This is a genomic window from Klebsiella sp. 1SOBk10mer, from assembly GCF_046602535.1.
Lineage (GTDB): Bacteria > Pseudomonadota > Gammaproteobacteria > Enterobacterales > Enterobacteriaceae > Klebsiella > Klebsiella quasipneumoniae.
In genome coordinates this window covers 273,257-298,218 of record NZ_JBKIUP010000003.1, presented here as the reverse complement: position 1 = coordinate 298,218, position 24,962 = coordinate 273,257, and the positions used below count along the sequence as shown (strand labels likewise).

The window sequence follows — 24,962 nt, the reverse complement described above, 5'->3', positions numbered from 1 at the left end:
CGCGTCTCAGGCGGCGGCCTGAGACGCTTGCAGGTTACTTCACTTCCACTACGTTCAGACGCAGCTCATCCAACCGGGCGTCCTCTTCCTCCGGCTGCCAGCCGGCAGGCTGCAGGGGAATCTCTTCCCTGTCAAACGCTAAATCGCCGCCGTCCACCACCTCGGAGCCGTGGGTGATGCCTTTAAAATCAAACAGATTAACGTCGCTCAGGTGCGAAGGCACCACGTTCTGCATTGCGCTAAACATGGTTTCAATGCGTCCCGGATAACGCTTATCCCAGTCGCGAAGCATATCGGCGATCACCTGGCGCTGCAGGTTAGGCTGCGAACCGCACAGGTTGCAAGGAATGATCGGGAAGCCCTTGGCCTGGGAGAAACGCTCGATGTCCTTTTCGCGGCAGTAGGCCAGCGGGCGGATGACGATGTGTTTGCCGTCGTCGCTCATCAGCTTCGGCGGCATTCCTTTCATTTTGCCGCCGTAGAACATATTCAGGAACAGCGTCTGCAGGATGTCGTCTCGATGATGGCCGAGGGCAATCTTGGTGGCGCCAAGTTCGGTGGCGGTACGGTAGAGAATGCCGCGACGCAGGCGAGAGCACAGCGAGCAGGTGGTTTTCCCTTCCGGGATCTTCTCTTTGACGATGCCGTAGGTGTTCTCTTCAACAATCTTATATTCAACGCCCAGCTGCTCAAGATACGCCGGCAGAATATGCTCCGGGAACCCAGGCTGTTTCTGGTCGAGATTCACCGCCACCAGCGAGAAGGAGATGGGCGCGCTTTTCTGCAGGTTACGCAGGATCTCCAGCATGGTATAGCTGTCCTTGCCGCCTGACAGACAAACCATAATGCGGTCGCCCTCTTCAATCATATTGAAGTCGGCGATCGCCTCACCGACGTTGCGGCGCAGACGTTTCTGCAGCTTATCGATGTTGTATTTCTCTTTCTTTGTAAGTTCTTGATTTTCTTGCATTATTAACATTCTCAAAATCTAAAAGGGGCATATAGGGGGCAAAATGTGTTAAAGCCCAAGCCGGGAATTCAACATAGAAACCTGGTCGCCGTTCATCTCTTCTATCCATGTACTATAAACGTCGTACACCATTTGCGCGTTTTCATGCCCCATCTGATTGGCTATAAAAGACGGGTTTGCGCCAGCCGTCAGGAGCCAGCAGGCAAAAGTATGCCGCGTATGGTACGGATTCCTGCGGCGAATGCCAGCGCGTTTTACTGCAGCTTCCCATCTACTGCCTATGCTGCTGTGCGAGTAGCAGGGTTTTTGCTCGCCTTTCCGTCTCCGCGGCATGAAAACAAATCGCAAATTCTGTTCCTCGCTTGAGCCGTATTCCCTGTGGTGAAACGTGATAGTGGATACCGGATGTCCAGCTGTCAGTTCATGCTGCGCTTTCAGCGCGTCCAGGGCAGGGCCAAGCAATTGTATCGTCCGATTTCCTGCTGCTAATGCCATACCGAGGCCTTTTGCTGAGGCGCTGGTGAGAGGTAACTCGCCGGAGATGTGCCGGGCGTGAGAAACCGTAAAAGCACCTGGGAAGCAATAAAATACCCGGCAATCAGTGCCGGGTTTTGGGGCTCACATAAGATTGGAAATCTGGCTGTAAGAGAGGTGTTTACTTTACTTGACCCTAAATGATAAGTCGAAACTCCTCATTTTTTAATGGAATATAGGTGAATGGAAGCGTTATAGGGAAGGAGTAGCCCTGCGGAAGAATGGCGATGCCTCAATCCCCCGCAGAACGCAAAGCGCGCAGCTAACCCGGCTGTGATATATAATCCCCTCCATACCAGCGGGGATGAAGAAGTGGATCCGCATCCTCCGGCGTTGCATGAAAAAGGCGTATTAGGGATCTATAGACATAAGGAAAACAACAATTGGTATCGGTTATGAAAAAAACATTACTTCTGGTTTGCGCTGTTCTTATATCAAACTTGGCACTTGCTGCAGGAAATAAAGAAGAAGTGGTGCCTGTGCGGATAAGTTGCCCTAATCCTTATTATCCAGTTTCTGCCATGGCTAATCGGATTAGTGGCACTGTAAATTACGCTGCCTCAGTAAATGAAAAAGGGGAAGTAACTTCTGTTGAGACAACTGGTGCTGAGCTCTTTTTTAGAGAAACAAGATCAGCAATGAGAAAATGCAAGTATGAGCCCGGAAAGCCAGGCATTGCGCGTGGAACAATAAGATTTCGTCCATCTCAACCGTAAATACTGCTAGCCTACCTGGATTTTCTGTACTGAGAGATCTAGCAGCCTGATGCTCTTGCAATGGGAGTCGAGCCAAGTGATGTTATGTTGGCAAGCTCTAGAGATTTACCTGGCAAAATCACTGGTTAAGGGGAGCAGGTTAGTCATGGTTGGCTGAAAAAAAACTGGAGACGAGTTAGGCTCTCCTGTTCCCAGTGTGATTGCTGAAAAATTTCGTGGCTGTGAGTTTTCGAACTTTCATTCATTCGGAGAGCTTTCAGGAAGGCGGTTTCTGATACCACTGAGCTAACTGAGCGGTTTGACAAGCTAGCTTAGGGGGTATCAAGTTAGAAACATGGTCGTTCATTCGTAAAATGAGCATGTCGGGGGAAGGCTTAAACATGAATTAGAACACGCAAAAGCTATTAAAATACCGGTGATGTGTATGGTATTGAGAACTGGCGAGTTATGATGCACAAAAAGCCATGTCGAAGTTCACTAAGCAATGGTGGTAAATGATGGACAATAAAAAAAGCATTTCTGATTACACCGAATCTGAGTTTTTAGCTTTTGTGAAAAAGATATTTAATCCGGATAATACAACCGAAGATGAAGATGTGCAAAATGTTTTAGAGTTTGAACGTATCACTGAACACCCTGATGGTTCTGATGTAATTTTCTATCCTCCAAAGGGCCGAGAGGATAGTCCGGAAAGGGTTGTTAAGGAAGTGAAAGAATGGCGGGCCAGGAATGGCAAGCCTGGTTTCAAAGAGTAGCTGATCGGTACAGTTGCGTTATCTTACCTATCTTAACGTGATAATAGATGACTTCTGATTGAAACTCGCGCCGGCGGTTTTTTATTACGTTGAATTTATTATCGGTGAAAGTAGTTCACAATTTTGATTTTTTATCAACCAGCCCTAAAGATGCCGTCGGAGCCTGAGCAACTTCCTTAACTTATGCGCTTTGAGGGCATTCCCGATGCAAAAGGCAATCAGAACACCAAGGTCTGCTTTCAGCAGGGTGCGGGTATTATCAGGTTATTGGATTTTAATAGCCTCAATCAATTACGCCCCCTGATTCCTAACGTTGTCCACCGCTCGGAAAACGGGGTGCCATGTGAAATGATCAGCAGGTACCGCACCATCTGCAATTATCTCATTCACCTCTTTTCCTCGAATAGCCTGCCTCATCCATTCCCAGGTGGATTCAGGTGCCAGGACCAGCGGCCGGCGCTGTGGGGGCTGGCTGTATGTAAATATAAAATAAATTCAGTTGGTTGGAGGGGGCACAACTTATTGGTGTTGTACATTTTTACTAATTTCTTGATTTTGCAGCATGTAATAGTGGCTCAATTCATAGTGTGGCATCAGAAGAGCACGCGTTGTGCCAGCCGCTGGACAACGTGGCGCTGGCGCGTAGCAATTAATGAGGTCTGACAGACAACCGTGGCGTGTATGGTACGGATTCAGGGGCGGAATGTCAGCATCTTTCCGGCACTTTCCGCTGCGGGCAGGCAAGCTGGTGGAGCAGAAGTAAAAATAAACAGCCCGCCGGGCGGCGGGCTATGGCGCTAGCGGACGACCAGCACCGAGCACTCGGCGTGGCGGACCACCGCGGCGGCGTTGGAGCCCAGCAGATAGGTGGTGATATCCGGCCGGTGCGAAGCGATGATCACCAGGTCGGCGGGTAGCGACTTGGCCAGCGCGAGGATCTTATCTTTTGGCGATCCTTCGGCAACGTGAAAATGTTTCCGATCTTCCGGGATAGAGAACTGTTTCGCGAGTTCTTTAAGCTGCGTTTCCGTTCCTTCACGCAGCTCATCCATACCAGGCAGTTCGGCGGTATAGGCCATTCCCAGTGAGGCATAATAAGGCAGGGAAGGGATAACGGAGAGGAAATGGACCTCAGCGTCGTCAATCCGCGCTTCCGATTCAACGTGACTGATAATGCGTTCAGTAAATTCTTTATCAGAGATATCGATGGGGACAAGAATCATTCTGCTCATAAAACCTCCTGTTTAAGTATCCCCTCATATTGTACGGCATTATGACACGTTTTGTATCATGACCGCAGTCACACTTTGACATTAACGTGACTTGTGTTCGGGAAATTTTCCCTTTATCACGCCGTCATAAAACCGACCTTTTGACACCACCTGTAAAAAGTCACGAAAAATACGCGGTGGAACGCCGGTATATTGCAACGGCGGCTGGTGATAAAAACAAATTTCCAGCGTGGCGGAGGCGTCATCATAGGCGACAGAGATAATTCGGGAAGATTTAACCGGGTGATGATGCATGATGGACGTCCTCGGGCAGGCACTGACTGAGCACGACTATATCACTAAACGGACGCTTATTTTAAGCGGTGGGATATATTGTTTTGTTTTAGCTGCTGCGATGCAGAGAGAGAAAGCCCGCCGGAACCGGCGGGCTGGCGCATCAGAACTGGTAAACCAGGCCCAACGCGACGATGTTGTCGGTAGAGATACCGTTGTCTTTGTAGAAGCTGTCGTTGTCATCCAGCAGATTGATTTTGTAATCAACGTAGGTGGACATATTACGGTTGAAGTAATAGGTGGCGCCGACGTCCATATATTTGACCAGATCTTTATCGGCGTAGCTGCCGGTATTATAGAGATCTTTGCCTTTGGACTGCAGATAGGAGATAGCCGGACGCAGACCAAAGTCGAACTGATACTGAGCGGTGACTTCGAAGTTTTGCGTTTTGTTGGCCACGCCGTCGTTGCCGTAAGGGGTCATGTTGCGGGTTTCAGAGTACATGGTCGCCAGGTAGATATTGTTGGCGTCGTACTTCAGGCCAGCGGTCCAGGCTTCAGCTTTATCGCCACGGGCGTTGGTCTGGGTCATCTGGTCGTTGGTACGGTCAGATGAGGTGTAGGCCGCTGCCGCGCTGATGCCCATGCCGAAGTTATAGGAGGTAGAGAGACCGAAACCGTCGCCGTTGTCAAAGCGAACATCGCTGTCGCTGCTGCGGTTGTTGGTGCCGACGTTGATGTCCTGGGCGTTCTGGCCTTCGTTTTTACCCTGATACTGCAGGGCGAAGTTCAGACCGTCTACCAGACCGAAGAAGTCGCTGTTACGGTAGGTCGCGACGCCGTTGGCGCGGCCTGCCATAAAGTTATCCGCATAGGTGTAAGAGTCGCCGCCGAACTCCGGCAGCATATCGGTCCAGCCTTCGACGTCGTACAGCACGCCGTAGTTACGACCGTAGTCGAAGGAACCGTAATCGCCCACTTTGATACCGGCGAAGGCCAGACGGGTCCACGCCTGATCGCCGGCGCTTTCGGTATTGTTGGCCTGAACGTTGTATTCCCACTGGCCGTAACCGGTGAGCATATCGTTGATCTGGGTTTCGCCTTTAAAGCCAAAGCGAACGTAAGTTTGGTCGCCGTCTTTTTTCGAGTCGCTGGAGAAATAGTGCAGACCGTCTACCTTGCCATAGACATCTAATTTATTTCCGTCTTTATTATAAATTTCCGCCGCATGCGCGGCGCCAGCGGCTAATAAAGCCGGAATAACGAGGGCCAGTACTTTTCTTTTCATGAAGAAATTCCTTTAACTGTTTTTATGTTTTAGCTTCCGGGAAGGAAGTGAACTCATGCTAAAGGAGCGGTCTGAGATATGATAAGACTCAATTGTTACGATATAAGTAAAATCTAAATAAAATAATACTGAAGTAATGGTGATAATTATGATGAATACATCTTCAACTAATATACAAAATAAAAATTATACATATTCAGTTTGATCGCGTATTATTCGAGCGTTATATGCCTTTATTGTCATGCCAAGCATTTTTATTTGCCGTCGCATTCTGCGGAATGATTTTGTTATCGGTAAAACGACAAGCCCGAACTTCATGTTCGGGCTTTTTTTATGGCTGCGGGATGGAAAATAACCTTAGCTCTCGCTCGGTGATTTCTCCGCTTTGCCAGCCAGCTGGGCGAGGAAGTCGTAGCGCTTCTGCAGGTCGGCGGCAGCATCTTTCCACAGCTGCTCCGCCACTTCCGGCTGCTGGGCGTTCAGGCGACGGAAGCGTTGCTCATTGAGCAGCGTCTCAGCCAGGGCGTCTGACGGTGGGCGAGAGTCGAGCGCCAGCGGGATCTTGCCTTCTTCCGCCCGACGTGGGTCGAAGCGGTAGAGCGGCCAGAAGCCGGTGGCGGTCAGCTGACGCATTTGATCGTGGCTGAGCGCCAGATCGTAGCCATGCTCTTCGCAAGGACTGTAGGCGATGATCAGCGACGGCCCCGGATAGGCTTCCGCTTCCTGAATCGCTTTCACCGTCTGGTTCAGCTGCGCGCCCAGCGAAATCTGCGCCACATAGACATGACCATACATCATCATGCTGACGCCAAGATCTTTGCGTGCCTTGCGTTTACCGTGCTCGCCAAACTTAGTGACCGCCCCCAGCGGGGTGGCTTTTGACGCCTGGCCGCCGGTGTTGGAGTAACACTGGGTATCCAGCACCAGAATGTTGACGTTTTCCGTCAGGCTCAGCACATGATCCAGGCCGCCGAAGCCGATATCGTAGGCCCAGCCGTCGCCGCCGATCAGCCAGACGGATTTCTCCACCAGCGCGTCGGCATCGGTCAGCAGCTCTTTAGCGCCTTGCACGCCGGTCAGCGCCTGGCGCAGGGCCGCCACCTGTTCACGGCGCGCTTCCGGCGTCGCCTCGGCATGCAGCGCCGCGTTCAGCTCTGCCGGCAGCTGGTCGGCGAATTCGCTCAGCAGGCGCATCACGCGCTGACGATGTTGATCGACGGTTAAGCGGAAGCCGAGCCCGAATTCAGCGTTATCCTCAAACAGCGAGTTGGCCCACGCCGGGCCGCGGCCGTTGGCGTCGGTCGTGTACGGGGTCGAGGGCAGGTTGCCGCCGTAAATGGATGAGCAGCCGGTGGCATTGGCAATCAGCATCCGGTCGCCATACAGCTGGGTCAGCAGTTTGATATACGGCGTTTCGCCACAGCCGGAGCAGGCGCCGGAGTATTCAAACAGCGGGCTGATCAGCTGCGAAGTGCGGATATCAATACGCTCCAGTTTGCTGCGGTCGATTTCCGGCAGGTTGAGGAAGTAATCGTAATTCACTTTCTCCTCTTCCACATGCTCCAGGCGCGACATCATATTGATGGCCTTGATCTCCGGATTCTGGCGATCTTTTGCCGGGCACACTTCCACGCACAGGTTGCAGCCGGTGCAGTCTTCCGGGGCGACCTGCAGTACGTATTTCTGCCCGCGCATATCGCGGGACTTGACGTCCAGCGAGTGCAGACTGGCAGGGGCGTTCTCCATCTCTTCCGGTGCGACCACTTTGGCGCGGATCGCCGAGTGCGGGCAGGCGGCGACGCAGTGGTTGCACTGGGTACATAGCGCTTCCTTCCAGATGGGGATCTCTTCGGCGATGTTGCGTTTCTCCCAGCGCGTGGTGCCCATGGGCCAGGTGCCGTCCGGCGGCAGGGCGGAGACCGGCAGCGCATCGCCGAGACCGGCCAGCATCGCGGCGGTGACCGTTTTGACGAAATCCGGCGCGGCGTCGGAGACCACCGGCGGGCGGTTCGGACTGTTGGCATTCACCGGCTGCAGCGGCACTTCCGCCAGCGACTCGCGGGCCAGGGCCAGCGCCTGCCAGTTGCGTTCCACCAGCTCCTGGCCTTTGCTGCTGTAGCTTTTGGCGATGGCCGCCTGCAGTTCCGCCAGCGCGCTGTCGCCAGGCAGGATGTGAGTCAGATGGAAGAAAGCCATCTGCATCACGGTATTAATGCGCGCCCCGAGGCTACATTCGCGGGCGATCTTCGCCGCGTTGACCACGTAAAAACGCGCTTTTTTCTGATTCAGGGTGGCCTGCACTTCCTGCGGCAGGCGGGACCAGACTTCATCGGCGCTGTACGGCGTGTTGAGCAGGAAAATGCCGCCGGGCTTCAGCCGCTCGGCCATCTGGTATTTATCGATAAACTGCAGCTGGTGGCAGCCAACGAAATCGGCCTGCGAAATCAGATACGAAGAACGAATCGGCTTTTCGCTGACCCGCAGATGGGAGACGGTCAGGCCGCCCGCCTTCTTCGAGTCATAGACAAAGTACCCCTGGGAGAACCACGGGGTGGAATTGCCGATGATTTTGATATTGTTTTTGGTGGCCGACACGCTGCCGTCGCTGCCGAGGCCGTAGAACAGCGCTTCGAGCTTGGCCTCTGATGGCAGAGTATTTTCGCCCAGCGGCAGCGACAGGTTGGTCACGTCGTCATAGATGCCGACGGTAAAGCGCGGCTTCGGCTGGGCGGCCTGCAGCTCATGGAATATCGCCAGCACGCATTCCGGACCGAACTCCTTGGAAGAGAGACCGTAGCGGCCGCCGATGGTCCGCGGCAGCGTCTCGCGCTCGCCGCGGTTAAAGGCTTCCGCCAGGGCGGTCATCACGTCGAGATACAGTGGCTCCGCGTGCGCGCCAGGTTCTTTGGTGCGATCCAGCACCGCCACCGCCCGGGCGCTCTCCGGCAGCGCTGCCAGCAGGTGGGCGGCGGAGAATGGGCGATAGAGGCGCACTTTCAGGACGCCGACTTTCTCGCCGCGGCTCAGCAGTTCATCGACCACCTCTTCGCAGGTGCCGATGGCCGAGCCCATAATGACGATCACGCGTTCCGCCTGCGGATGGCCGTAAAACTCAAACGGTTTGTACTGGCGGCCGGTGGCGGCGGCGAAGTCATCCATCGCTTTCTCGACATGATCATAAACCGCGTCGTACCACGGGTTGGTGGCCTCCCGCGACTGGAAGTAGGTGTCAGGGTTAGCGGAGGTCCCGCGGATCACCGGGTGTTCCGGATTGAGCGCGCGCTGGCGATGCTCAGCGATTTTCTCCTGCGGCAGCAGGGCGCGAATCGTGTCGTCCGCCAGCGGGGCGATTTTGTTGATTTCGTGCGAAGTGCGGAAACCATCAAAGAAATGAATAAACGGCACCCGGCTTTGCAGGGTGGCGATATGCGAGATCAGCGCGAAATCCTGCGCTTCCTGAACGCTGCTGGCGCACAGCATGGCGCACCCGGTCTGACGGACGGCCATCACATCGGAATGGTCGCCGAAGATCGACAGCGCGTGGGTGGCGACAGTGCGGGCGGCGACGTGCAGGACAAACGGCATCAGCTGGCCGGCCAGTTTGTACAGCGTGGGGATCATCAGCAGCAGGCCCTGCGATGAGGTAAAGGACGTGGAGAGGGCGCCAGTCTGCAGCGCGCCATGTACGGCGCCAATGGCGCCTGCCTCCGACTGCATTTCGACCACGCGGGGCACATCGCCCCAGACGTTTTTCAGCCCATTGCCGGCCCAGGCGTCAGCCTGTTCCGCCATCGTTGAACTGGGCGTGATCGGGTAGATGGCGATAACTTCACTGGTGCGAAACGCGACGGAAGCGACCGCGCCATTACCATCAATCGTAATCATATGAAGACACCCTTACATTGCGCAAAAGAATGGACGCGTGAAACCGCGACGCGCCCTGTAATTATATAAGAGCTAGTTTAGCAAACCGTTGGCGCCGCCATTTTTGCATTTGTGTCCTCAATACGACGGCTACCCGTGACCAGATCAATATTTTGCGCGGTTCGCGGAGAAAGTAGCTTTTCTGGACGTGAAGGCGAGCCATCGCCCGGTGACTATCCCGGTGCAGATCAACCTTTACGCAGAAATTTGCTAGAAAATGTTAATGAGACGCATAAATACGTACTTCCCCTCTCGACGCCGCGCGCCACGCTGCCTATTATTCTTGGGTTTGCTTTTTAAGACGTTTCCGAGGGGAGAGAAAATGCGAGCTGCGATGTTAGTGGGATGTGCGGCGCTGTTGCTGTCGGCGTGCAGTAGTGAACCCGTTCAGCAGGCCACGGCGGCGCACGTCACGCCAGGAATGCGGGCGGCGATGAGCGACGCCGGTCAGGCCAACTGCGCCATGATAGGCGGCTCGTTATCGGTGGCTCGTCAGCTCGATGGTTCAGCGATTGGCATGTGCGCGCTGCCGAACGGTAAACGCTGCAGCGAGCAGGCGCTGGCGGGCGGAAGCTGCGGCTATTAATGGCAGCCCCGCAGCGGGATCAAAACGCCGGCTAGTGCATCAGGTCGGCGAGCTTATAGACCAGCGTCTGGTCGGCGGTCGCCAGCGTCAACTGGTTTTCCGTCAGATCAACCTGCGCGCCCTCGCGCAGCATCTTACCAATGGTCGCATCAAGGGTATTAAGCTGGGCATCGTGGCACAGCATCCGGGTCATCGCCAGCGATTTGACCTTCAGCTCGCCGTCCGACACCTTACCTTCCCCGCTGAAGCCGTTGCACATATTGCCCGAAACATACATATTGCCGGTAATAGCCATCTTCTCGCCGAAGCTCAGCTCCAGCGGCCGGTCGCCAGCGTTTACCGCCTGGCCGTTGACGCTGGTCAGCACGAAACGATGATGCTGTAGCTGTTCCGCGCCGGTGGACACCTTACTGTTATAGACACAGCCGGACAGCAGCAACCCTGCCGCCAGTAATGCCGCAAATTTGTTCATTTTCACTCCAAAACATTCACATTACTAATAAAACAAAGCCAGTGTAACGGTATCGCAGCGGGGATCTGTGGGGATTATCTGAATGTGCTCCCCCCGGGGAGAGGAGCACAAAAGGGAAAGGAATCAGACGATAGCGTTCGGGCAGGTTTCACCGTTGGCGACCTGCTGCAGATTGCCCAGGGTGGTCTCCGAAATGCTGATCAGCGCCTCGGCGGTGAGGAACGCCTGATGGCCGGTGAACAGCACGTTGTGGCAGGCGGAGAGGCGACGGAAGACGTCATCCTGGATCACGTCGTTGGATTTGTCTTCGAAGAACAGATCGCGTTCGTTCTCATAAACGTCCAGCCCCAGCGCGCCAATTTTTTGGTGCTTCAGGGCATCGATGGCCGCCTGGGAGTCGATCAGCGCGCCGCGGCTGGTGTTAATCACCATCACTCCGTCCTTCATCTGATCGAAAGCCCCGCGATTGAGCAGATGGTAGTTTTCGTCGGTCAGCGGGCAGTGCAGGGAGATCACGTCCGACTCCTTGTACAGCGTGGCGAGGTCGACATATTCCACCCCCAACTCCAGCGCGGCGGCGCTTGGGTACGGGTCGAACGCCAGCAGACGCATGCCAAAACCTTTGAGGATCCGCAGCATCGCCACGCCAATTTTCCCGGTGCCAATCACCCCGGCGGTTTTGCCATACATGGTGAAACCGGTGAGGCCTTCCAGGGAGAAATTAGCATCACGGGTACGCTGGTAGGCGCGGTGGATGCGGCGGTTAAGCGACATCATCATGCCGATCGCATGCTCAGCCACCGCTTCCGGCGAGTAGGCCGGGACGCGCACGACGCGCAGGCCAAGCTCTTTCGCCGCCTCGAGGTCGACGTTGTTAAACCCGGCGCAGCGCAGGGCGATATACTTCACGCCGTGGGCCTTCAGTTCCTCCAGCACCGGACGGCTGCCGTCGTCATTGACGAAGATACATACCGCTTCGCAACCGTTGGCGGTTTTGGCGGTTTTCTCTGTCAGCAGGAAGTCGAAGAATTCCAGTTCAAAGCCGTAGGTATCATTCACGTGCTGCAGGTACTTTTTATCGTACTGCTTCGTACTGTAAACCGCGATTTTCATAAGACTTTTCTCCAGTGATTATAACGTCACGGTAGCATATTTAAAATAATCGTACAATTATTAAAAAATAGTTTAAATGGCAGGTGCTTATCCTAATTCTAGAGCATATCGCGGATTTGAGGAATCTCTTTGAAAGACAAAGTTTTTTTTACCACAAACTCAGGCTTAAAGCGCCGGGGGAGAGCAGCAGAAACGGCCACAGCAGACCGGAGCTGACGTTAGCCAGCTGAAACGACCACAGCGGCAGGCCGCTGGCGCCGCTGACCAGGGGCAGGGTGGCTCGCAGGGGAGAGAGAAAGCGGCTGAAAAAGACCGCCCACAGCCCGCGGCGCTGAAAAAAGAGTCGGCTGCGGGCCAGCCGCTCGGCGGTCAGCCAGCGTAACTGCGTAAGGCGGTGACGATAGCGAACGCCCAACCACCACGAGAGCCAGAATCCGCCGATGGCGCCGAGGCTGGCGCTGGACCACATTAGCAGGAAATGACCGAGGCTGGCGGAAGCGAATGTCCCCAGCAGCAGCAGGCCGGAGGTGCCCGGGATGGCCAGCGACACCAGCGCGCAGGATTTAGTGAAAGTGAGCAAGAAAACCATCAGTAATACCAATGGATAGTGGCCCTGTGCGCTCTCAATGAGCGAGATAATTAACGACACCGTCTCTCCCGCAAGCAATACCTATCTTTCTGGAGTGTGGCAGGGGGGGCTTAAACAAAAGTTAAATGGTGACGGCCGATCGCCGCGCCGCGATACCGGCTGGCAACTATGCTTTAACAGGTCGCAAACTTTCACTCACTGGTCGAACGTGTCACAATGGGCGCCTTTCGGCTTTTACTTATGTTGAATCAGGATATTAACTGCCCATGAAGGGTAAATATAAAGCCGCCATCGCGCTGGTGTTAGCGCTGGTGTTACTGCCGCTAACCCTGCTGTTGACGCTGACCCACTGGGTGCCGACGCTGGCGGGCATCTGGTTGCCCGTGGGCACTCATATCGCTATGCAGGAGAGCCCGCGTCTTACGCGTTCCGCCCTGCTGATCCCCGATCTGCGCTATCTGGTGGGCGAGTGTGAACTCGCCAGGGTGACCGATGCCCGTCTCTCGCGCCCCAGCCGCTGGCGGCTGCATATTGGCCAACTTGACATCAACAGCGCCTGCCTGAGCAAACTGCCGGCCAGCGATCCCACGCCCGGATCGCCGCGCACCCTTGCCGAATGGCAATCGATGCTGCCCTACAGCTGGTTAACTATTGATAACCTGCGGCTGTCGCCGTGGGAAAAATGGCAGGGGCGGCTGGTGATGTCACTGACCCCTGCGCAGCAGGATATCGGCTTTGCCGGTAACGATTTGAGCCTGCAGGCGCGCTTGCGCGGCCAGGCGCTTACCGTCAGCCAGTTCAGCGCCCGGCTGGCTGACGATCAGCCGCCGGTGAAGCTGGTGGGGACCTTCCATCTGCCGCTGGTGCCGGATGGCCTGCCGGTCGATGGCCAGATGCAGGGCACCTTCGAATTCCCGCAGACTGCGGAATGGATCGATGCCGAGCTGACGTGGCAGCATAATCGCGGCCAGCTGCTGGTCACCCCACGCGGCGAGGTGGAGCCCATTCTCGACCTGCCGTGGGAGATCACTCCGGAGCGGATCACCATCAGCGACGGCCGCTGGCGCACCCGCTACGAGGCGTATCCGCTGAGCGGCCGCGTGGCGCTGTCGGTGGGTAACTGGCAGCAGGGCACGGAACAGATGATCGTCAGCGGTCGCTTGAATGTTCTCACCGAGGGGCATGCCGGAAAAGGCAACGCGGTGCTGAATATCGGCCCGGGCAAGCTGAGCATGGATAACAGCGACCTGCCGCTGCGACTCACCGGCGAGGCCAAGCTGGGGGAGATGATCTTTTACGCCGCGCTGCCGGCCCAGCTCAGCGGGTCGCTGGTCAGCCCGCAGCTGGCGTTTCACCCCGGGGCGCTGCTGCGGTCGCGCGGGCGGGTGATCGACGCGCTGAACATTGACGAAATTCGCTGGCCGCTGGCCGGGGTAAAGGTCACGCAGCAGGGCGTCGATGGCCGCCTGCAGGCGATCCTCCGCGCCCATGAGCAGCAGATGGGCGACTTTACGTTGCATCTGGACGGTCTGGCGAACGATTTTCTGCCCGACAGCGGCCGCTGGCAGTGGCGCTACTGGGGCGAGGGGCATTTCACGCCTATGCAGGCGCGCTGGGATGTGAAGGGCAGCGGTGAGTGGCGGGACAATGCCATTACGCTGAGCAGCCTCTCCACTGGCTTCGACAAGCTCGAGTACGGCACGATGCGGGTCAGCACGCCGCGTCTGACCCTCGAGCAGCCGATCCGCTGGCTGCGCGATGCTGAGCATCCGCGGCTGACCGGCGCGCTGTCGCTGGATGCGGCAAAAACTACCTTCACCGGCGGCAGCTATCTTCCGGCATCGACGCTGAAATTCGCCCTCGACGGCCGGGACCCGACGTGGTTCCAGTTCACCGGCGCGCTGCACGCCGATACCATTGGCCCGGTGCGGTTGACCGGTCGCTGGGATGGCGAACGGCTGCGCGGCCAGGCGTGGTGGCCAAAACAGTCGCTGACGGTATTCCAGCCGTTGGTGCCGCCGGACTGGAAGATGAACCTGCGCGAAGGCAGTCTCTATGCGCAGGTGGCCTTCTCGGCGGCAGCCGGGCAGGGATTTGAGGCAGGCGGCCATGGCGTCCTGAAGGGCGGCAGCGCCTGGATGCCGGATAACCAGATCAACGGCGTCGACTTCGTTCTGCCGTTCCGCTTCAGCGACGGCCACTGGCAGCTGGGCACCCGCCGTCCGGTCTCCCTGCGCATTGGCGAAATCGTCAACCAGGTCACCGCGCGCAACCTGACGGCGGACCTGCAGGGCACCTGGCCGTGGAGCGAGGCCAATCCACTGCAGCTTAGCGACGTCAGCGTCGACCTGTTAGGCGGCAAGCTGACCCTGCTGCAGCTGCGCATGCCGCAGCGCGACCCGGCGCTGATCCGTCTGCAGCACATCTCCAGCAGCGAACTGACCAGCGCGGTCAAGGTGAAGCAGTTCGCCATGTCCGGGGCGGTGAGCGGCGCGCTGCCGCTGTGGCTGGAGAACAATCAATGGATTATCCACGACGGCTGGCTGCGCAATGACGGACCGATGACCCTGCGGCTGGATAAAGACACCGCCGATGCGCTGGTGGCGGACAACGTCTCCGCCGGGGCGGCGATCAACTGGCTGCGCTATATGGAGATCTCCCGTTCATCGACGCAGATTAACCTGAACAATCTGGGCGTGCTGACGCTTAAAGCCGCCATCAACGGCACCAGCCGGGTGGACGGGAAAAGCAGTACCGTGCATTTAAACTACGCTCATGAGGAGAATATTTTCGATCTGTGGCGCAGTTTACGCTTCGGCGACAATTTACAGGCGTGGCTTGAGCAAAATGCCACGCTGCCCGTGCGGCGCTGTACGGACGGTAAGACATGTAAGGAACCTAAATGAAGAAGCTGTTACTGGCCATAGTGGCGTCGATGCTGCTCGCCGGCTGTACGCCGCGTATCGAAATTGCGGCGTCGAAAGAGCCCATCACCATCAATATGAATGTCAAAATTGAGCATGAGATCCATATCAAGGTCGATAAGGATGTGGAAAACCTGCTGAAATCCCGCAGCGATTTGTTCTGAGGCGACGATGAGAAAACGACTGTTAACCGCGGCGCTGGCGCTGACTCTGCTTAGCGCGCCCGCGCTGGCGTTAACCCTGAGCGAAGCGCGCCAGCAGGGGCGGGTGGGGGAGACGCTGAACGGCTATCTGGCGCCGCTGCGTCAGGATAAAGAGACGCTGGCGCTGGTGAAACAGATCAACGCCGCGCGCAGTGAAAGCTACCAGCAGCTGGCGGATGACAACAATCTGCCGGTGGATGAGGTAGCGAAAATGGCCGGACAGAAGCTGGTTGCCCGCGCTCAACCCGGCGAGTACGTTCAGGGGCTAAACGGCCAGTGGCTGCGCAAATAATTAGCGGCAGCGCTTGCGGTATTCGCCCGGCGAGACGCCAAAGCGCTGCTTAAAGGCGGTGGAGAAATGGCTATGGTCGTTGAAGCCCCAGCGGTAGCCGATCCCCGCCAGCTTTTCGTCATCGTGGACGTCCTGTAACGCCCGGGCGCACAGATCCAGCCGCCGGTTCTTAATATACTGCGCCACCACCAGCCCTTTGTCGGCAAACAGCCGATAGAGGCTGCGCACCGACATTCCCATCTCGCTGGCCAGCCACTCCGGCCGCAGATGCTCCGACTGAATGGATGCGTCGATTAACGCTATTATCTTCTGAAACTGCTTGTCCCGCCGGGACGGGGTCGGCTCACGCTGGCGCAGCACCGGGCGCAACAGGCAGGCGATCGCCTCCAGCGCCGCTTCACTTTCGCTGGCGGAGAGCGCCGCGCCGCCCATACTCTCCAGCAGCAGTCGCTGGCTGAGCTGTACCATCGGCAGAGACTTATCCAGCCGGCAGGCGGTAACTATCTCGCCCGTCGGCGCCACCCGCTGGCGCGGCAGCAGCAGCGAAGCCTGACGCGAGGTCTGCTGCCAGACGATAGAGCATGGGCGGGCGGCATCGATCAACGTGATATCCCCCGCCGCCAGGGTCACCTGGCGATCGTCCTGTTCGATCACCGCTTCGCCGGCGAGCTGAAACACGGTATAGAACCAGGCGTCGTTATCGCGTTTTATCTCATTGCGCGTGCGGTAGAGATTGACGCCGGCGGCGGTGACCGTGCTGACCTTGAGGCTGCCGGCGTAGCGGGCGTCAATCTCGCCGTGAAAGCGGCCCTCCAGCGGCCGGGCGGCGAAATGGCCGCAGACCTGATTGATCGTCGCCAGCCAGCGCTGGTACGCCAGCCCCCCCTCAGCCGTGGTCATCATTCGCCCTTCTCCTGTAATAATAATGTTTCTGCATTGTTGCATTTATGCCGCCTCAGGCAAGGGCGCGATGGCGGGTATATGAAAGAACTATTACCTGCGGCACATTTCTGTCAGGGCAGGCGACGGAATTGCGGCGACTGTCACAGCGGCGCAAACGAATGTCACAGAGAAAAAAGCGCCCGCCGCCAACCGGACATAGACTGAAAGCACTATCCGCGAAGAATAAGGAAAGTGTATGTCCACCTCTCAGATAGCGCTGCTTGCCAGCGTCCAGCAGTTTTTAGACCGTCAGCATGGCCTGTATATCGACGGCGCCCCCTGCGCCGCGCAGAGCGAAAACCGGTTAACCGTCTGGGATCCGGCCACCGGGCAGGCGATCGCCACCACCGCCGACGCCAGCCCGGCGGATGTTGACCGGGCGGTGATGTCCGCCTGGCGTGCCTTCGTCGACCGCCGCTGGGCCGGGCGCACCCCGGCCGACCGCGAGCGCATCCTGCTGCGCTTTGCCGATCTGGTGGAGCAGCACGGCGAGGAGCTGGCGCAGCTGGAAACCCTCGAGCAGGGTAAATCCATCGCCATCTCCCGCGCCTTCGAGGTCGGCTGCACCCTGAACTGGATGCGCTACACCGCCGGGCTGACCACCAAAATCAGCGGCCGGACGCTGGACGTCTCGATCCCGTTCCCGCAAGGGGCGCGTTATCAGGCGTGGACCAAAAAAGAGCCGGTGGGGGTAGTGGCGGGCATCGTTCCGTGGAATTTCCCGCTGATGATCGGTATGTGGAAGGTGATGCCGGCGCTGGCGGCGGGTTGTTCGATCGTCATTAAACCCTCAGAAACCACCCCGCTGACCCTGCTGCGGGTGGCGGAGCTGGCGACCCAGGCGGGCATTCCTGACGGGGTGTTCAACGTGGTCACCGGCAGCGGCGCCGGCTGCGGCGCGGCGCTGACCGCCCATCCGCAGGTGGCGAAGGTGAGCTTTACCGGCTCGACGGCCACCGGGAAACAGATTGCGCGGGTGGCCGCCGACCGCCTGACCCGCGTGACGCTGGAGCTGGGCGGCAAGAACCCGGCGATTGTGCTTAAAGACGCCGATCCCCAGTGGGTCATTGAGGGGCTGATGACCGGCAGCTTCCTTAACCAGGGGCAGGTCTGCGCCGCCAGCTCGCGGATCTACATTGAAGCGCCGCTGTTTGACACCCTGGTCAGCGGCTTCGAGCAGGCGGTGAAATCACTGCAGGTGGGGCCGGGGATGCTGGAGACGGCGCAGATCAACCCGGTGGTCTCCCGGGCCCACTGCGACAAGGTGGCGGCCTACCTTGAAGAGGCCCGACAGCAGAAGGCGGAGCTTATCAGCGGCAGCGCCGGGCCGGATGCCGGGGGGTACTATATTCCGCCGACGCTGGTGGTTAACCCGGACGCCGGACTGCGCCTCACCCGCGAGGAGGTGTTTGGCCCGGTGGTGAACCTGGTGCGGGTGGCCGACGGCGAGGAGGCGCTGCGCCTGGCCAATGACAGCGATTTTGGCCTGACCGCAAGCGTCTGGACCCGCGACCTGACCCAGGCTCTCAACTATACCGACCGCCTGCAGGCCGGGACGGTATGGGTCAACAGCCATACCCTGATTGACGCCAACCTGCCGTTCGGCGGCATGAAGCAGTCCGGCACCGGTCGCGATTTCGGCCCGGACTGGCTCGACGGCTGGTGCGAAACCAAATCCGTCTGCGTGCGTTACTAACCCTCCGTCGGGGAAGGCGCATCGCTTTTCCCGACGTCCCGCTTGCCGACCTCCGCTCTTTCTCGCTACTGTGGAGGGCAATCTTTGCCCGCGCAGGGCGGAGAATGATGAGGAGGACTTCGGCATGACTGCATTTCCTGAAGTTGCACTAATTGGTCCCGGCGCCATCGGCACCACGATCGCCGCCGCCCTGTTTGCGGTGGGGAGGGCGCCGGTGGTCTGCGGGCGCACTGCCCATTCGTCGCTGGTGCTGCGCACTGATGAGGGTGAGATCGTGGTGCCCGGCCCGGTGCTCACCGACCCGACGGCGATAGCCGCCCCCTTCGACCTGGTGTTTGTCGCGGTGAAGGCCACCCAAACGGAGGCCATCGCCCCGTGGCTGGCGGCCCTGTGTTCGCCAGACACCGTGGTGTGCGTGCTGCAAAACGGCGTCGAGCAGCGCCAGCAGTTTGCCCCTTTGACCGGCGGCGCGACGGTGCTGCCGTCGGTGGTCTGGTTTCCGGCGCAGCGCGACGCCGATGCTTCGGTCTGGCTGCGCGCCGCGCCGCGCCTGACGCTGCCGGATCTGCCGGGGGCGGAGCGGGTGCAGCAGGCGCTGGCGGGAACCCACTGCGCGGTGGAGCTGGCGGCGGATTTTACCAGCGTCGCCTGGCGTAAACTGCTGCAGAACGCCGTCGCCGGACTGATGGTGCTGACCGGACGACGCGCCGGGATGTTCGCCCGGGAGGAGATCACCGCCCTCGGACTGGCCTATCTGCGCGAATGCCTGCAGGTGGCGCGGGCGGAAGGGGCCGTCCTGAGCGACAGCGTGCCGGAGGAGATCATCGCCGGCTTTCATCGGGCGCCTGCCGACTTAAGCACCTCTATTCTGATCGATCGCCTGCATGGCCGACCGCTGGAGTGGGATATTCGAAACGGGGTGGTACAGCGTCGCGGGCGTCAACACGGCATACCGACGCCGCTCAGCGATATCATCGTGCCGCTGCTGGCGGCGGCCAGCGACGGCCCGGGCTGACCCCGGGCTGGCGCGGGGTTAATCCACCAGGGAGGGATCGAGGTCGATCATCAACTGCTTCATCTCGGCAAAGTGCTGCCGGGAGAAATCGGCAATTTTCTCCCAGTCCTGGGCGGTTTTTTCCGCCACCGCGTCCGACAGCACCTTCAGCGGCTGGCCGGTTGACCAGGCGGTGATCAGGATCTGACAGGCGCGCTCCAGGGTCCAGATATCGTCGAACGCTTCGCCGATAGTCGGGGCGGTCACCAGCACCCCATGGTTGCCCATCAGCAGACGGCGTTTATCCGTCAGCAGCCCCGCCAGCCGGGCGCCTTCTGCCGCGGTGTCCGCCATCCCGCCGTACAGGGTATCGACGGCGACCCGGTTAAAATAGCGGGCCGTGTTCTGGTCGATGGGTAGGATCTGCGGCGTCGCCAGACAGGCGAGGCTGGTGGTGTACACCGGGTGCAGATGCAGCACCACCCGCACGTCGGGCAGTCGCTGATGGATCTGCCCGTGAATGGCCCACGCGGTGGCATCGACGTCAGGTCGCGAGGCGCAACGTTCATCATCGGCGTGCAGCACCAGCAGATCGCTGGCGCGGATGCGCGAAAAGTGTTTCCACTTCGGGTTGAGTAAAAACGTTTTCCCGTCAGCGGAGAGCGCGGCGCTGAAATGGTTGGCCACCGCCTCATGCATGCCGAGATGGGCAATGATGCGAAAGGTGGCCGCCAGGTCGATGCGGATCTGCTCTTCATCGGAATCGCGCATGGGCATTACTCCGCTTTCGGCATCAGGGTCTGCAGATCCTCTGCCGTCGGCGCCTGGAAGTGATATTTCTTCAGCAAGGCGGCATATTCCGGCGTCGCGCTGTATTTTTTCAGCGCCTGTTCGAGGGCGGTTTTCACCTCCGTGTTGCCTTTTTTAACGCCAAAGCCGTTCAGCACTGGATAGATCAGGGTGTCAGAGGAGATCGCCACCCGGTCGCCCAGCTTTTCCACCACCCCGCGCGCCACGGCGGCGTCGGTGATCTGCGCATCCACTGCGCGGGACAGCAGCGCCTGGGTGGTCTGCGGGTCGGTGGTATAGACGCTCAGCGCAATTGGCTTCAGCCCTTTCTTCACGCAGTAGTCGGCGGAAAGCTTCTGCAACTGCGCCAGCCACGAGGTGGCGCCCATCGAGCCGATTTTATGCCCGCAGAAGTCTTCCGGCGTCTTAGGCTGGTAGTCGCCCCCTTTGCGGGCGAGGATCGCTTCCCCGCTTTTCAGGTACGGCACCATGTCGATCACCTTCAGGCGCTCGGCGGTAATGTACATCGACGAGTTGATGATATCGAAGCGCCCGCCCTGCAGTCCGGGGATCAGGTTGGGGAAGCGGGTGTCGATATTCACCGCCTCGCGGCCCATGCTCTTCGCCAGACCGTCGAGCAGTTCAATATCAAACCCCGCCGGTTTGTTGTTCTCCATGTACTCGTAAGGGAAAAAGGTCATGTCCGAACCGGCGGTGATCTTGCCGCTTTGCTGGAAGGCCAGCGCGTTCAGGGATGTCAGAGCCCCCGCTGCGCAGAGCAGCAGAGCCAGCGGGCGTGGTGCGAAAAAGCGTGTCATAAAACCTCCGGAGTGTGGGCGAATTACATGCTGGCGCGATCGGCACCGGCCTGCTGAACAAAAAACGAAGCGCCGCGCGGCTTCTGCGGCAGGCGAAGCTGGTTATTGGTACTGCGCACCAGACCGCTCTCTTCCCCGGCCACCAGCTGGCCGGCATGGCGGCTCGGCAGCGGGTTTTCGCCGAAGGGTAGCGCATCCTCGGCGGCGTAGACGCTGATGAACAGGGTGCGCGGCAGGGCGGTTTCGTTGGGGCTGGAGGCGTGCAGCAGGCGGGTATGCATAAAGCAGACTGAGCCCGCCGGGCCAAAACAGGCCTGCGGCTGCTGGCAGTGAGCCGTCACCACCTCGTCATCCACCGCCCCGGTGAAGCGACCCTCCTGCCAGTGGGACCACAGCGGCCCCTGATGGCTGCCCGGCACCACATTGAGCGGGCCATTCTCCGGCGTCACCTCGCTGACCATCAGCAGTGCGGTGATAATGTCGTCATTGCTGTGCGGGGTGAAGAGGAAATCCTGATGCCATTTCACCTCGGTGGCGGTGTGCGGCAGCTTGGAGTTAATTTTGCTGTGGTGAAAACGGGTGCCGTTGCCGCCGATCAGCTGCCCGGCGATGGTCGCCATCCGCGAATTCAGCGCAGTATGGCGATAGGCCTCGGAGATCTCCGTCGGGGAGGCGACCCGGCGCAGCGACGGATGGTCGGGAGCATGGTCGCGTTCGATATCGAAACGCGGCCGCCCGTCGAGGGTTTCTCCCCACGCCGTCGCGTGACGGCGGCTCTCCTCGACCCAGCCGTCGAAATCGCTCTGCAGCGTGGCGATGTCGGCGGCGGAAAGCACCCCTTCGACCACCAGATAACCCTGCTGATGAAACTGCTCAATTTGCCACTGCGCAATCATAGTTTTTCCTCTTCACGTCCCGATAATTAAGCCAGAGAAACATCTTTCAGAAAGGCCTCGACCCGCGGGTGTTGCCCGCTGCGCATCGCCTGCGGCGTGTCATCGCACACCACCCGGCCTTTCTCCATAAACACGATCCGGTCAGACACTTTGAAGGCGAAGTTCATCTCGTGGGTGACGATCACCATCGTGATGCCTTCGTGGGCCAGGGATTCGATAACCTGCAGCACCTCATTCACTTTTTCCGGATCCAACGCCGAGGTGGGCTCATCGAACAGCATGATCTGCGGACGCATCATCAGGGCGCGGGCGATCGCCACCCGCTGCTGCTGACCGCCAGAGAGCTGGTGCGGATACTTCCAGGCGTGTTCCAGCATGCCCACCTTGTGCAGCAGTTCGCAGGCGTGCTGGCGCAGCTCCGCGTCGCTCGCCAGATGGTGATAGCGCGGGGCCAGCAGCAGATTGCCGAACACGGTCAGATGCGGGAACAGGTTGAAGCTCTGGAACACCATGCCGATATTCAGACGGTGTTCGGCATTCTCCATAAAGCGCGGCTTCTGCTGCCCCTGATGGTCGAGATGAATAAAGGGCTGGCCGTTAATCTGAATTTCGCCGTTATCGATCTGCTCAAGACCGTTTAGCAGGCGAATGAGGGTGGTTTTCCCCGAACCCGACGGGCCGATAACCGAAACCACTTCGCCGGGCTGGATCTGCAGGCTCACCGCCCCCAGCACTTCGACATTGTTGTAGGCCTTATGCAGCTTAGAGGCCTGCAGTGCCGGCTCCTGGCCCTGGGAGACGCTGCGCGCCATCGCCGGGCGCCGGGCGGTCGCCAACTGCTGCATCTCGGCATCCACCGGCCGGGCGGTGTCGCGTCGGGTGACATCGAGGTAGTTCTCCAGCCGTTTCAGCAGAAAATCGAACACCGTGACGATAAAGATGTAATAAAACGCCACGGCGGTCATGGTCTCCATGACCAGAAAGTTTTGCGAGTAGAGCTGCTGGCCGACCATCAATATTTCGGTCAGGGAGATCACCGACACCAGCGAACTGAGCTTCACGATGGCGATATACTCATTGGCCAGCGCCGGCAGGGCGACGCGCAGCGCCTGGGGAATGATCACCCGCCACTGGATCCCGGCGTAGCGTAAACCCAGGGCCCGCGCGGCTTCACTCTGCCCGCGGGGGATGGAGAGCAGCCCGCCGCGATGGATCTCGGCGATATAGGCCGCTTCGCTGAGGACCATCGCCAGCAGGCCGGCCCAGAAGGGATCGTTCAGCACCGGCGCGAAGGAGGGCAGCGCCTGCGGCATGTTGTAGACAAAAATCAGCAGGACCAGCAGCGGCATACTGCGAAATAACCAGATATACAGCCGGGCAGGGGTGGATAACCAGCCGCGCGGCGACTGTTTAGCCAGCGCCAGAATAAAGCCGAGCACAATACTGCAGCCCCAGGTCAGCAGACTTAATTTAATGACGGTCCAGGTGGCCCACCAAAAATCGGCATCGCTGAGCAGGCTTAACATGTAGTTCCAGTTAAACGTCATGGGCTATTTCACTCGTCATAATTAACCTAAATGAAAGCGGCTCGGCTGTGCATTAATGGGGAGCCGCCGGTGTTCATCGTGCGAATACACTATGCTGGCAGGATGCTTTCAGAGGCAATTAGTAAATTTTTGGTCTTTAAGTTTAAAAAAACTATACAGCGTTATTAACGATATGGAATTTAAAGTGATTATCAGGATACTTTGCGTAAACAATTTAAAAACAATAGCTGCAATTGAATAACGATATTTTATGCAGGCAGGTTATTTTGCGCGAAACTGGGGCGACCGCTGCCTGCTCAATGTGCAGCGTGTTGCATGATGGTGCAAAAGCGGAAATAAACCGTGCCGGCGCGGGAGGAGAATAAATAATATCGCCCCCTGGCGGGCAATGCGCCGCCATTTTTCGCGGGTGGCACGCGGATTGCTTGGGACTTAGAGGAAAACTATTTCCTGCGTGCGCCGGACCATATTTTATCAATGGTGATGCTATGAACCGATTTACCCTGAAGCAGCTCAAATATTTCGTCACCGTGGTGGAGACGGAGAGTATCGCCGAGGCCTCCCGCCAGCTGCACATTGCGCAGCCGTCGATTTCCATTGCCATTAAGAATCTGGAGAGCACCTTCGACCAGCAGCTGTTTATTCGCCACCACGCGCAGGGCGTCTCGCTCACCTCCAGCGGTCGGCGGATCTACGATAAAGCGAAGGAGCTGCTGCGCCTGTCGTGGGAATTTGAGCAGAATTCGCGGGCGGATAAAGAGCTGGTTTCTGGCATGATCTCCATCGGTTGCTTTGAATCGGTAGCTCCGCTGTATATGCCGAAGCTGGTGGCTGGATTTAAGAAATGCTATCCGGAAATTACGCTGCATCTGTATGACGGCGAACAGCATGAGCTGATGCATGGCCTGCACCGCGGCCGCTTTGACCTGGCGCTGGTCTACGATCTGGAGCTTGGCCACTCGATCAATAAAGAACGGCTTAACGCCCCGCATAAACCCTACGCGCTGCTGCCCGCCGCGCATCCGCTGGCGCAAAAGGCGCAGGTGACGCTGCAGGAGCTGAGCCGCGAGCCGATGATCCTCCTTGATGCGGTCCCGAGCAAAAATTATTTCATCTCCATCTTTAAGGAAAAAGGCTATCACCCGGAAGTAGCTTACAGCTCACCCTCTATCGAAATGGTGCGCTGTATGGTCGGTCAGGGGCTCGGTTTTTCGGTGCTGGTCACCCGGCCCTGTTGCGATATGACCTACGATGGTGAAAGGGTGGTGCAGCGGGATATTGCCGACGATATGCCCGCCTCAACCTTAATTATGGCGCATCTCGCTAATAATGAGCCGACGCGGCCAACGCAACTGTTTATGGATTATTGCCGCAGTATCGAATTAACCCCCTCTCACGGCTGAAATAAC

Annotated in this window: 22 protein-coding genes and 3 pseudogenes; 10 read left to right on the top strand and 15 right to left on the bottom strand. The window is 58.2% G+C overall.

Translation table 11 applies throughout. The features are described 5' to 3' along the window. Positions 1-34 precede the first annotated feature (34 nt). Together ttcA and ACLH1I_RS11350 are read right to left on the bottom strand one after the other, a co-directional pair. A complete protein-coding gene (gene ttcA, locus ACLH1I_RS11355) occupies positions 35-970 on the bottom strand; it encodes a tRNA 2-thiocytidine(32) synthetase TtcA (protein ID WP_004203988.1) in 936 nt (311 codons plus the stop codon). A gap of 48 nt (positions 971-1,018) precedes the next feature. Then, a pseudogene (locus tag ACLH1I_RS11350) lies at positions 1,019-1,453 on the bottom strand (tyrosine-type recombinase/integrase); the annotation flags it as partial. A 446-nt stretch (positions 1,454-1,899) separates the two neighbouring features. Here ACLH1I_RS11350 and ACLH1I_RS11345 point away from each other — a divergent pair. The 3 genes and pseudogenes from ACLH1I_RS11345 to ACLH1I_RS11335 all read left to right on the top strand — a co-directional run bounded on the left by ACLH1I_RS11345 (position 1,900) and on the right by ACLH1I_RS11335 (position 2,975). Further along, positions 1,900-2,220: a TonB family protein gene (locus tag ACLH1I_RS11345; RefSeq protein ID WP_071600372.1), complete on the top strand. Its 321-nt coding sequence runs from the start codon at positions 1,900-1,902 to the stop codon at positions 2,218-2,220. Positions 2,221-2,392: 172 nt separating this feature from the next. Continuing rightward, positions 2,393-2,509, top strand: a pseudogene (locus ACLH1I_RS11340) (hypothetical protein); the annotation flags it as partial. 205 nt (positions 2,510-2,714) lie between these two features. Continuing rightward, complete coding sequence (locus ACLH1I_RS11335; RefSeq protein WP_004203992.1) at positions 2,715-2,975, top strand: bacteriocin immunity protein; 261 nt, start codon at positions 2,715-2,717, stop codon at positions 2,973-2,975. A gap of 291 nt (positions 2,976-3,266) precedes the next feature. On the opposite strand, the pseudogene ACLH1I_RS11330 reads toward ACLH1I_RS11335, so the two are convergent. The 5 genes and pseudogenes from ACLH1I_RS11330 to nifJ all read right to left on the bottom strand — a co-directional run. Then, positions 3,267-3,434 (bottom strand): annotated as a pseudogene (locus ACLH1I_RS11330) (SOS response-associated peptidase); the annotation flags it as partial. A gap of 338 nt (positions 3,435-3,772) precedes the next feature. Then, the gene (gene uspF, locus ACLH1I_RS11325) at positions 3,773-4,207 is read right to left on the bottom strand and encodes a universal stress protein UspF (protein ID WP_017898748.1); all 435 of its coding nucleotides are present in this window, start codon (positions 4,205-4,207) and stop codon (positions 3,773-3,775) included. Between the two features lie 81 nt (positions 4,208-4,288). Then, positions 4,289-4,501, bottom strand: coding sequence for a KTSC domain-containing protein (locus ACLH1I_RS11320; protein WP_004203998.1), 213 nt, complete (start codon positions 4,499-4,501; stop codon positions 4,289-4,291). A 142-nt stretch (positions 4,502-4,643) separates the two neighbouring features. Next, positions 4,644-5,768, bottom strand: coding sequence for a porin OmpK37 (gene ompK37, locus ACLH1I_RS11315; RefSeq protein ID WP_023318087.1), 1,125 nt, complete (start codon positions 5,766-5,768; stop codon positions 4,644-4,646). 357 nt (positions 5,769-6,125) lie between these two features. Then, positions 6,126-9,653: a pyruvate:ferredoxin (flavodoxin) oxidoreductase gene (nifJ, locus tag ACLH1I_RS11310; protein ID WP_064794805.1), complete on the bottom strand. Its 3,528-nt coding sequence runs from the start codon at positions 9,651-9,653 to the stop codon at positions 6,126-6,128. A gap of 361 nt (positions 9,654-10,014) precedes the next feature. Here nifJ and ACLH1I_RS11305 point away from each other — a divergent pair, with 361 nt between their 5' ends. After that, positions 10,015-10,278 carry a DUF333 domain-containing protein gene (locus ACLH1I_RS11305; protein ID WP_004140155.1) on the top strand — a complete coding sequence of 88 codons (264 nt, stop codon included), beginning with the start codon at positions 10,015-10,017 and terminating at the stop codon, positions 10,276-10,278. Positions 10,279-10,309: 31 nt separating this feature from the next. Here the strand turns inward: ACLH1I_RS11305 and hslJ are convergent, their stop codons facing one another. From hslJ to ACLH1I_RS11290, 3 genes are all read right to left on the bottom strand, one after another. Beyond that, the gene (gene hslJ, locus ACLH1I_RS11300; RefSeq protein ID WP_004204013.1) at positions 10,310-10,750 is read right to left on the bottom strand and encodes a heat shock protein HslJ; all 441 of its coding nucleotides are present in this window, start codon (positions 10,748-10,750) and stop codon (positions 10,310-10,312) included. A 123-nt stretch (positions 10,751-10,873) separates the two neighbouring features. Continuing rightward, complete coding sequence (locus ACLH1I_RS11295; RefSeq protein WP_004204014.1) at positions 10,874-11,863, bottom strand: 2-hydroxyacid dehydrogenase; 990 nt, start codon at positions 11,861-11,863, stop codon at positions 10,874-10,876. A gap of 148 nt (positions 11,864-12,011) precedes the next feature. Beyond that, entirely contained in the window at positions 12,012-12,512 is a 501-nt protein-coding gene (locus ACLH1I_RS11290; RefSeq protein WP_004204015.1) for a DedA family protein, read from the bottom strand. 206 nt (positions 12,513-12,718) lie between these two features. Here ACLH1I_RS11290 and ACLH1I_RS11285 point away from each other — a divergent pair, with 206 nt between their 5' ends. From ACLH1I_RS11285 to ACLH1I_RS11275, 3 genes are read left to right on the top strand one after another with little or no spacing between them, the layout of a single operon-like run. Beyond that, complete coding sequence (locus ACLH1I_RS11285; RefSeq protein WP_004204016.1) at positions 12,719-15,358, top strand: YdbH family protein; 2,640 nt, start codon at positions 12,719-12,721, stop codon at positions 15,356-15,358. Next, positions 15,355-15,540 (top strand): YnbE family lipoprotein, encoded by a 186-nt coding sequence (locus tag ACLH1I_RS11280; protein WP_004204017.1) that lies wholly within the window; start codon positions 15,355-15,357, stop codon positions 15,538-15,540. Before ACLH1I_RS11285 ends, ACLH1I_RS11280 begins: the two co-directional genes overlap by 4 nt. Positions 15,541-15,547: 7 nt before the next feature. Then, complete coding sequence (locus ACLH1I_RS11275; RefSeq protein WP_004204018.1) at positions 15,548-15,871, top strand: YdbL family protein; 324 nt, start codon at positions 15,548-15,550, stop codon at positions 15,869-15,871. Here ACLH1I_RS11275 and feaR read toward each other — a convergent pair whose 3' ends face one another. Next, positions 15,872-16,774, bottom strand: coding sequence for a transcriptional regulator FeaR (feaR, locus tag ACLH1I_RS11270; RefSeq protein ID WP_017898744.1), 903 nt, complete (start codon positions 16,772-16,774; stop codon positions 15,872-15,874). A 235-nt stretch (positions 16,775-17,009) separates the two neighbouring features. On the opposite strand from feaR, the gene ACLH1I_RS11265 reads away from it, so the two are divergent. Both ACLH1I_RS11265 and ACLH1I_RS11260 read left to right on the top strand, forming a co-directional pair. Beyond that, a complete protein-coding gene (locus tag ACLH1I_RS11265) occupies positions 17,010-18,509 on the top strand; it encodes an aldehyde dehydrogenase family protein (RefSeq protein WP_048294657.1) in 1,500 nt (499 codons plus the stop codon). A gap of 124 nt (positions 18,510-18,633) precedes the next feature. Beyond that, positions 18,634-19,524 carry an oxidoreductase gene (locus ACLH1I_RS11260; protein WP_032455923.1) on the top strand — a complete coding sequence of 297 codons (891 nt, stop codon included), beginning with the start codon at positions 18,634-18,636 and terminating at the stop codon, positions 19,522-19,524. An 18-nt stretch (positions 19,525-19,542) separates the two neighbouring features. Here the strand turns inward: ACLH1I_RS11260 and ACLH1I_RS11255 are convergent, their stop codons facing one another. The 4 genes from ACLH1I_RS11255 to ACLH1I_RS11240 are packed head-to-tail and all read right to left on the bottom strand — an operon-like array spanning position 19,543 to position 23,553. Continuing rightward, positions 19,543-20,274, bottom strand: a complete 732-nt coding sequence (locus ACLH1I_RS11255; RefSeq protein ID WP_032455924.1) for a class II aldolase and adducin N-terminal domain-containing protein — start codon at positions 20,272-20,274, stop codon at positions 19,543-19,545. Positions 20,275-20,279: 5 nt separating this feature from the next. After that, positions 20,280-21,110: an ABC transporter substrate-binding protein gene (locus ACLH1I_RS11250; RefSeq protein WP_198079770.1), complete on the bottom strand. Its 831-nt coding sequence runs from the start codon at positions 21,108-21,110 to the stop codon at positions 20,280-20,282. A gap of 23 nt (positions 21,111-21,133) precedes the next feature. Next, positions 21,134-22,006, bottom strand: a complete 873-nt coding sequence (locus tag ACLH1I_RS11245; RefSeq protein ID WP_049116246.1) for a phytanoyl-CoA dioxygenase family protein — start codon at positions 22,004-22,006, stop codon at positions 21,134-21,136. Between the two features lie 26 nt (positions 22,007-22,032). Then, positions 22,033-23,553: an amino acid ABC transporter permease/ATP-binding protein gene (locus ACLH1I_RS11240; RefSeq protein ID WP_064794806.1), complete on the bottom strand. Its 1,521-nt coding sequence runs from the start codon at positions 23,551-23,553 to the stop codon at positions 22,033-22,035. A 488-nt stretch (positions 23,554-24,041) separates the two neighbouring features. Here ACLH1I_RS11240 and ACLH1I_RS11235 point away from each other — a divergent pair, with 488 nt between their 5' ends. Continuing rightward, entirely contained in the window at positions 24,042-24,956 is a 915-nt protein-coding gene (locus ACLH1I_RS11235; RefSeq protein ID WP_004204026.1) for a LysR substrate-binding domain-containing protein, read from the top strand. Positions 24,957-24,962: the final 6 nt, after the last annotated feature.

Excerpts from the sequence above, each read along its gene's own strand:
- ACLH1I_RS11295 (WP_004204014.1), bottom strand. The coding sequence starts at position 11,863 with ATGAAAATCGCGGTTTACAGTACGAAGCAGTACGATAAAAAGTACCTG.
- ACLH1I_RS11285 (WP_004204016.1), top strand. The coding sequence starts at position 12,719 with ATGAAGGGTAAATATAAAGCCGCCATCGCGCTGGTGTTAGCGCTGGTG.
- ACLH1I_RS11280 (WP_004204017.1), top strand. The coding sequence starts at position 15,355 with ATGAAGAAGCTGTTACTGGCCATAGTGGCGTCGATGCTGCTCGCCGGC.
- nifJ (WP_064794805.1), bottom strand. The coding sequence starts at position 9,653 with ATGATTACGATTGATGGTAATGGCGCGGTCGCTTCCGTCGCGTTTCGC.
- ACLH1I_RS11335 (WP_004203992.1), top strand. The coding sequence starts at position 2,715 with ATGATGGACAATAAAAAAAGCATTTCTGATTACACCGAATCTGAGTTT.
- ACLH1I_RS11345 (WP_071600372.1), top strand. The coding sequence starts at position 1,900 with ATGAAAAAAACATTACTTCTGGTTTGCGCTGTTCTTATATCAAACTTG.
- ACLH1I_RS11240 (WP_064794806.1), bottom strand. The coding sequence starts at position 23,553 with ATGACGTTTAACTGGAACTACATGTTAAGCCTGCTCAGCGATGCCGAT.
- ACLH1I_RS11255 (WP_032455924.1), bottom strand. The coding sequence starts at position 20,274 with ATGCGCGATTCCGATGAAGAGCAGATCCGCATCGACCTGGCGGCCACC.
- ompK37 (WP_023318087.1), bottom strand. The coding sequence starts at position 5,768 with ATGAAAAGAAAAGTACTGGCCCTCGTTATTCCGGCTTTATTAGCCGCT.
- uspF (WP_017898748.1), bottom strand. The coding sequence starts at position 4,207 with ATGAGCAGAATGATTCTTGTCCCCATCGATATCTCTGATAAAGAATTT.
- ACLH1I_RS11265 (WP_048294657.1), top strand. The coding sequence starts at position 17,010 with ATGTCCACCTCTCAGATAGCGCTGCTTGCCAGCGTCCAGCAGTTTTTA.
- ACLH1I_RS11320 (WP_004203998.1), bottom strand. The coding sequence starts at position 4,501 with ATGCATCATCACCCGGTTAAATCTTCCCGAATTATCTCTGTCGCCTAT.
- hslJ (WP_004204013.1), bottom strand. The coding sequence starts at position 10,750 with ATGAACAAATTTGCGGCATTACTGGCGGCAGGGTTGCTGCTGTCCGGC.
- ACLH1I_RS11275 (WP_004204018.1), top strand. The coding sequence starts at position 15,548 with ATGAGAAAACGACTGTTAACCGCGGCGCTGGCGCTGACTCTGCTTAGC.
- ACLH1I_RS11305 (WP_004140155.1), top strand. The coding sequence starts at position 10,015 with ATGCGAGCTGCGATGTTAGTGGGATGTGCGGCGCTGTTGCTGTCGGCG.
- ACLH1I_RS11235 (WP_004204026.1), top strand. The coding sequence starts at position 24,042 with ATGAACCGATTTACCCTGAAGCAGCTCAAATATTTCGTCACCGTGGTG.
- ACLH1I_RS11260 (WP_032455923.1), top strand. The coding sequence starts at position 18,634 with ATGACTGCATTTCCTGAAGTTGCACTAATTGGTCCCGGCGCCATCGGC.
- ACLH1I_RS11245 (WP_049116246.1), bottom strand. The coding sequence starts at position 22,006 with ATGATTGCGCAGTGGCAAATTGAGCAGTTTCATCAGCAGGGTTATCTG.
- ttcA (WP_004203988.1), bottom strand. The coding sequence starts at position 970 with ATGCAAGAAAATCAAGAACTTACAAAGAAAGAGAAATACAACATCGAT.
- ACLH1I_RS11250 (WP_198079770.1), bottom strand. The coding sequence starts at position 21,110 with ATGACACGCTTTTTCGCACCACGCCCGCTGGCTCTGCTGCTCTGCGCA.
- feaR (WP_017898744.1), bottom strand. The coding sequence starts at position 16,774 with ATGATGACCACGGCTGAGGGGGGGCTGGCGTACCAGCGCTGGCTGGCG.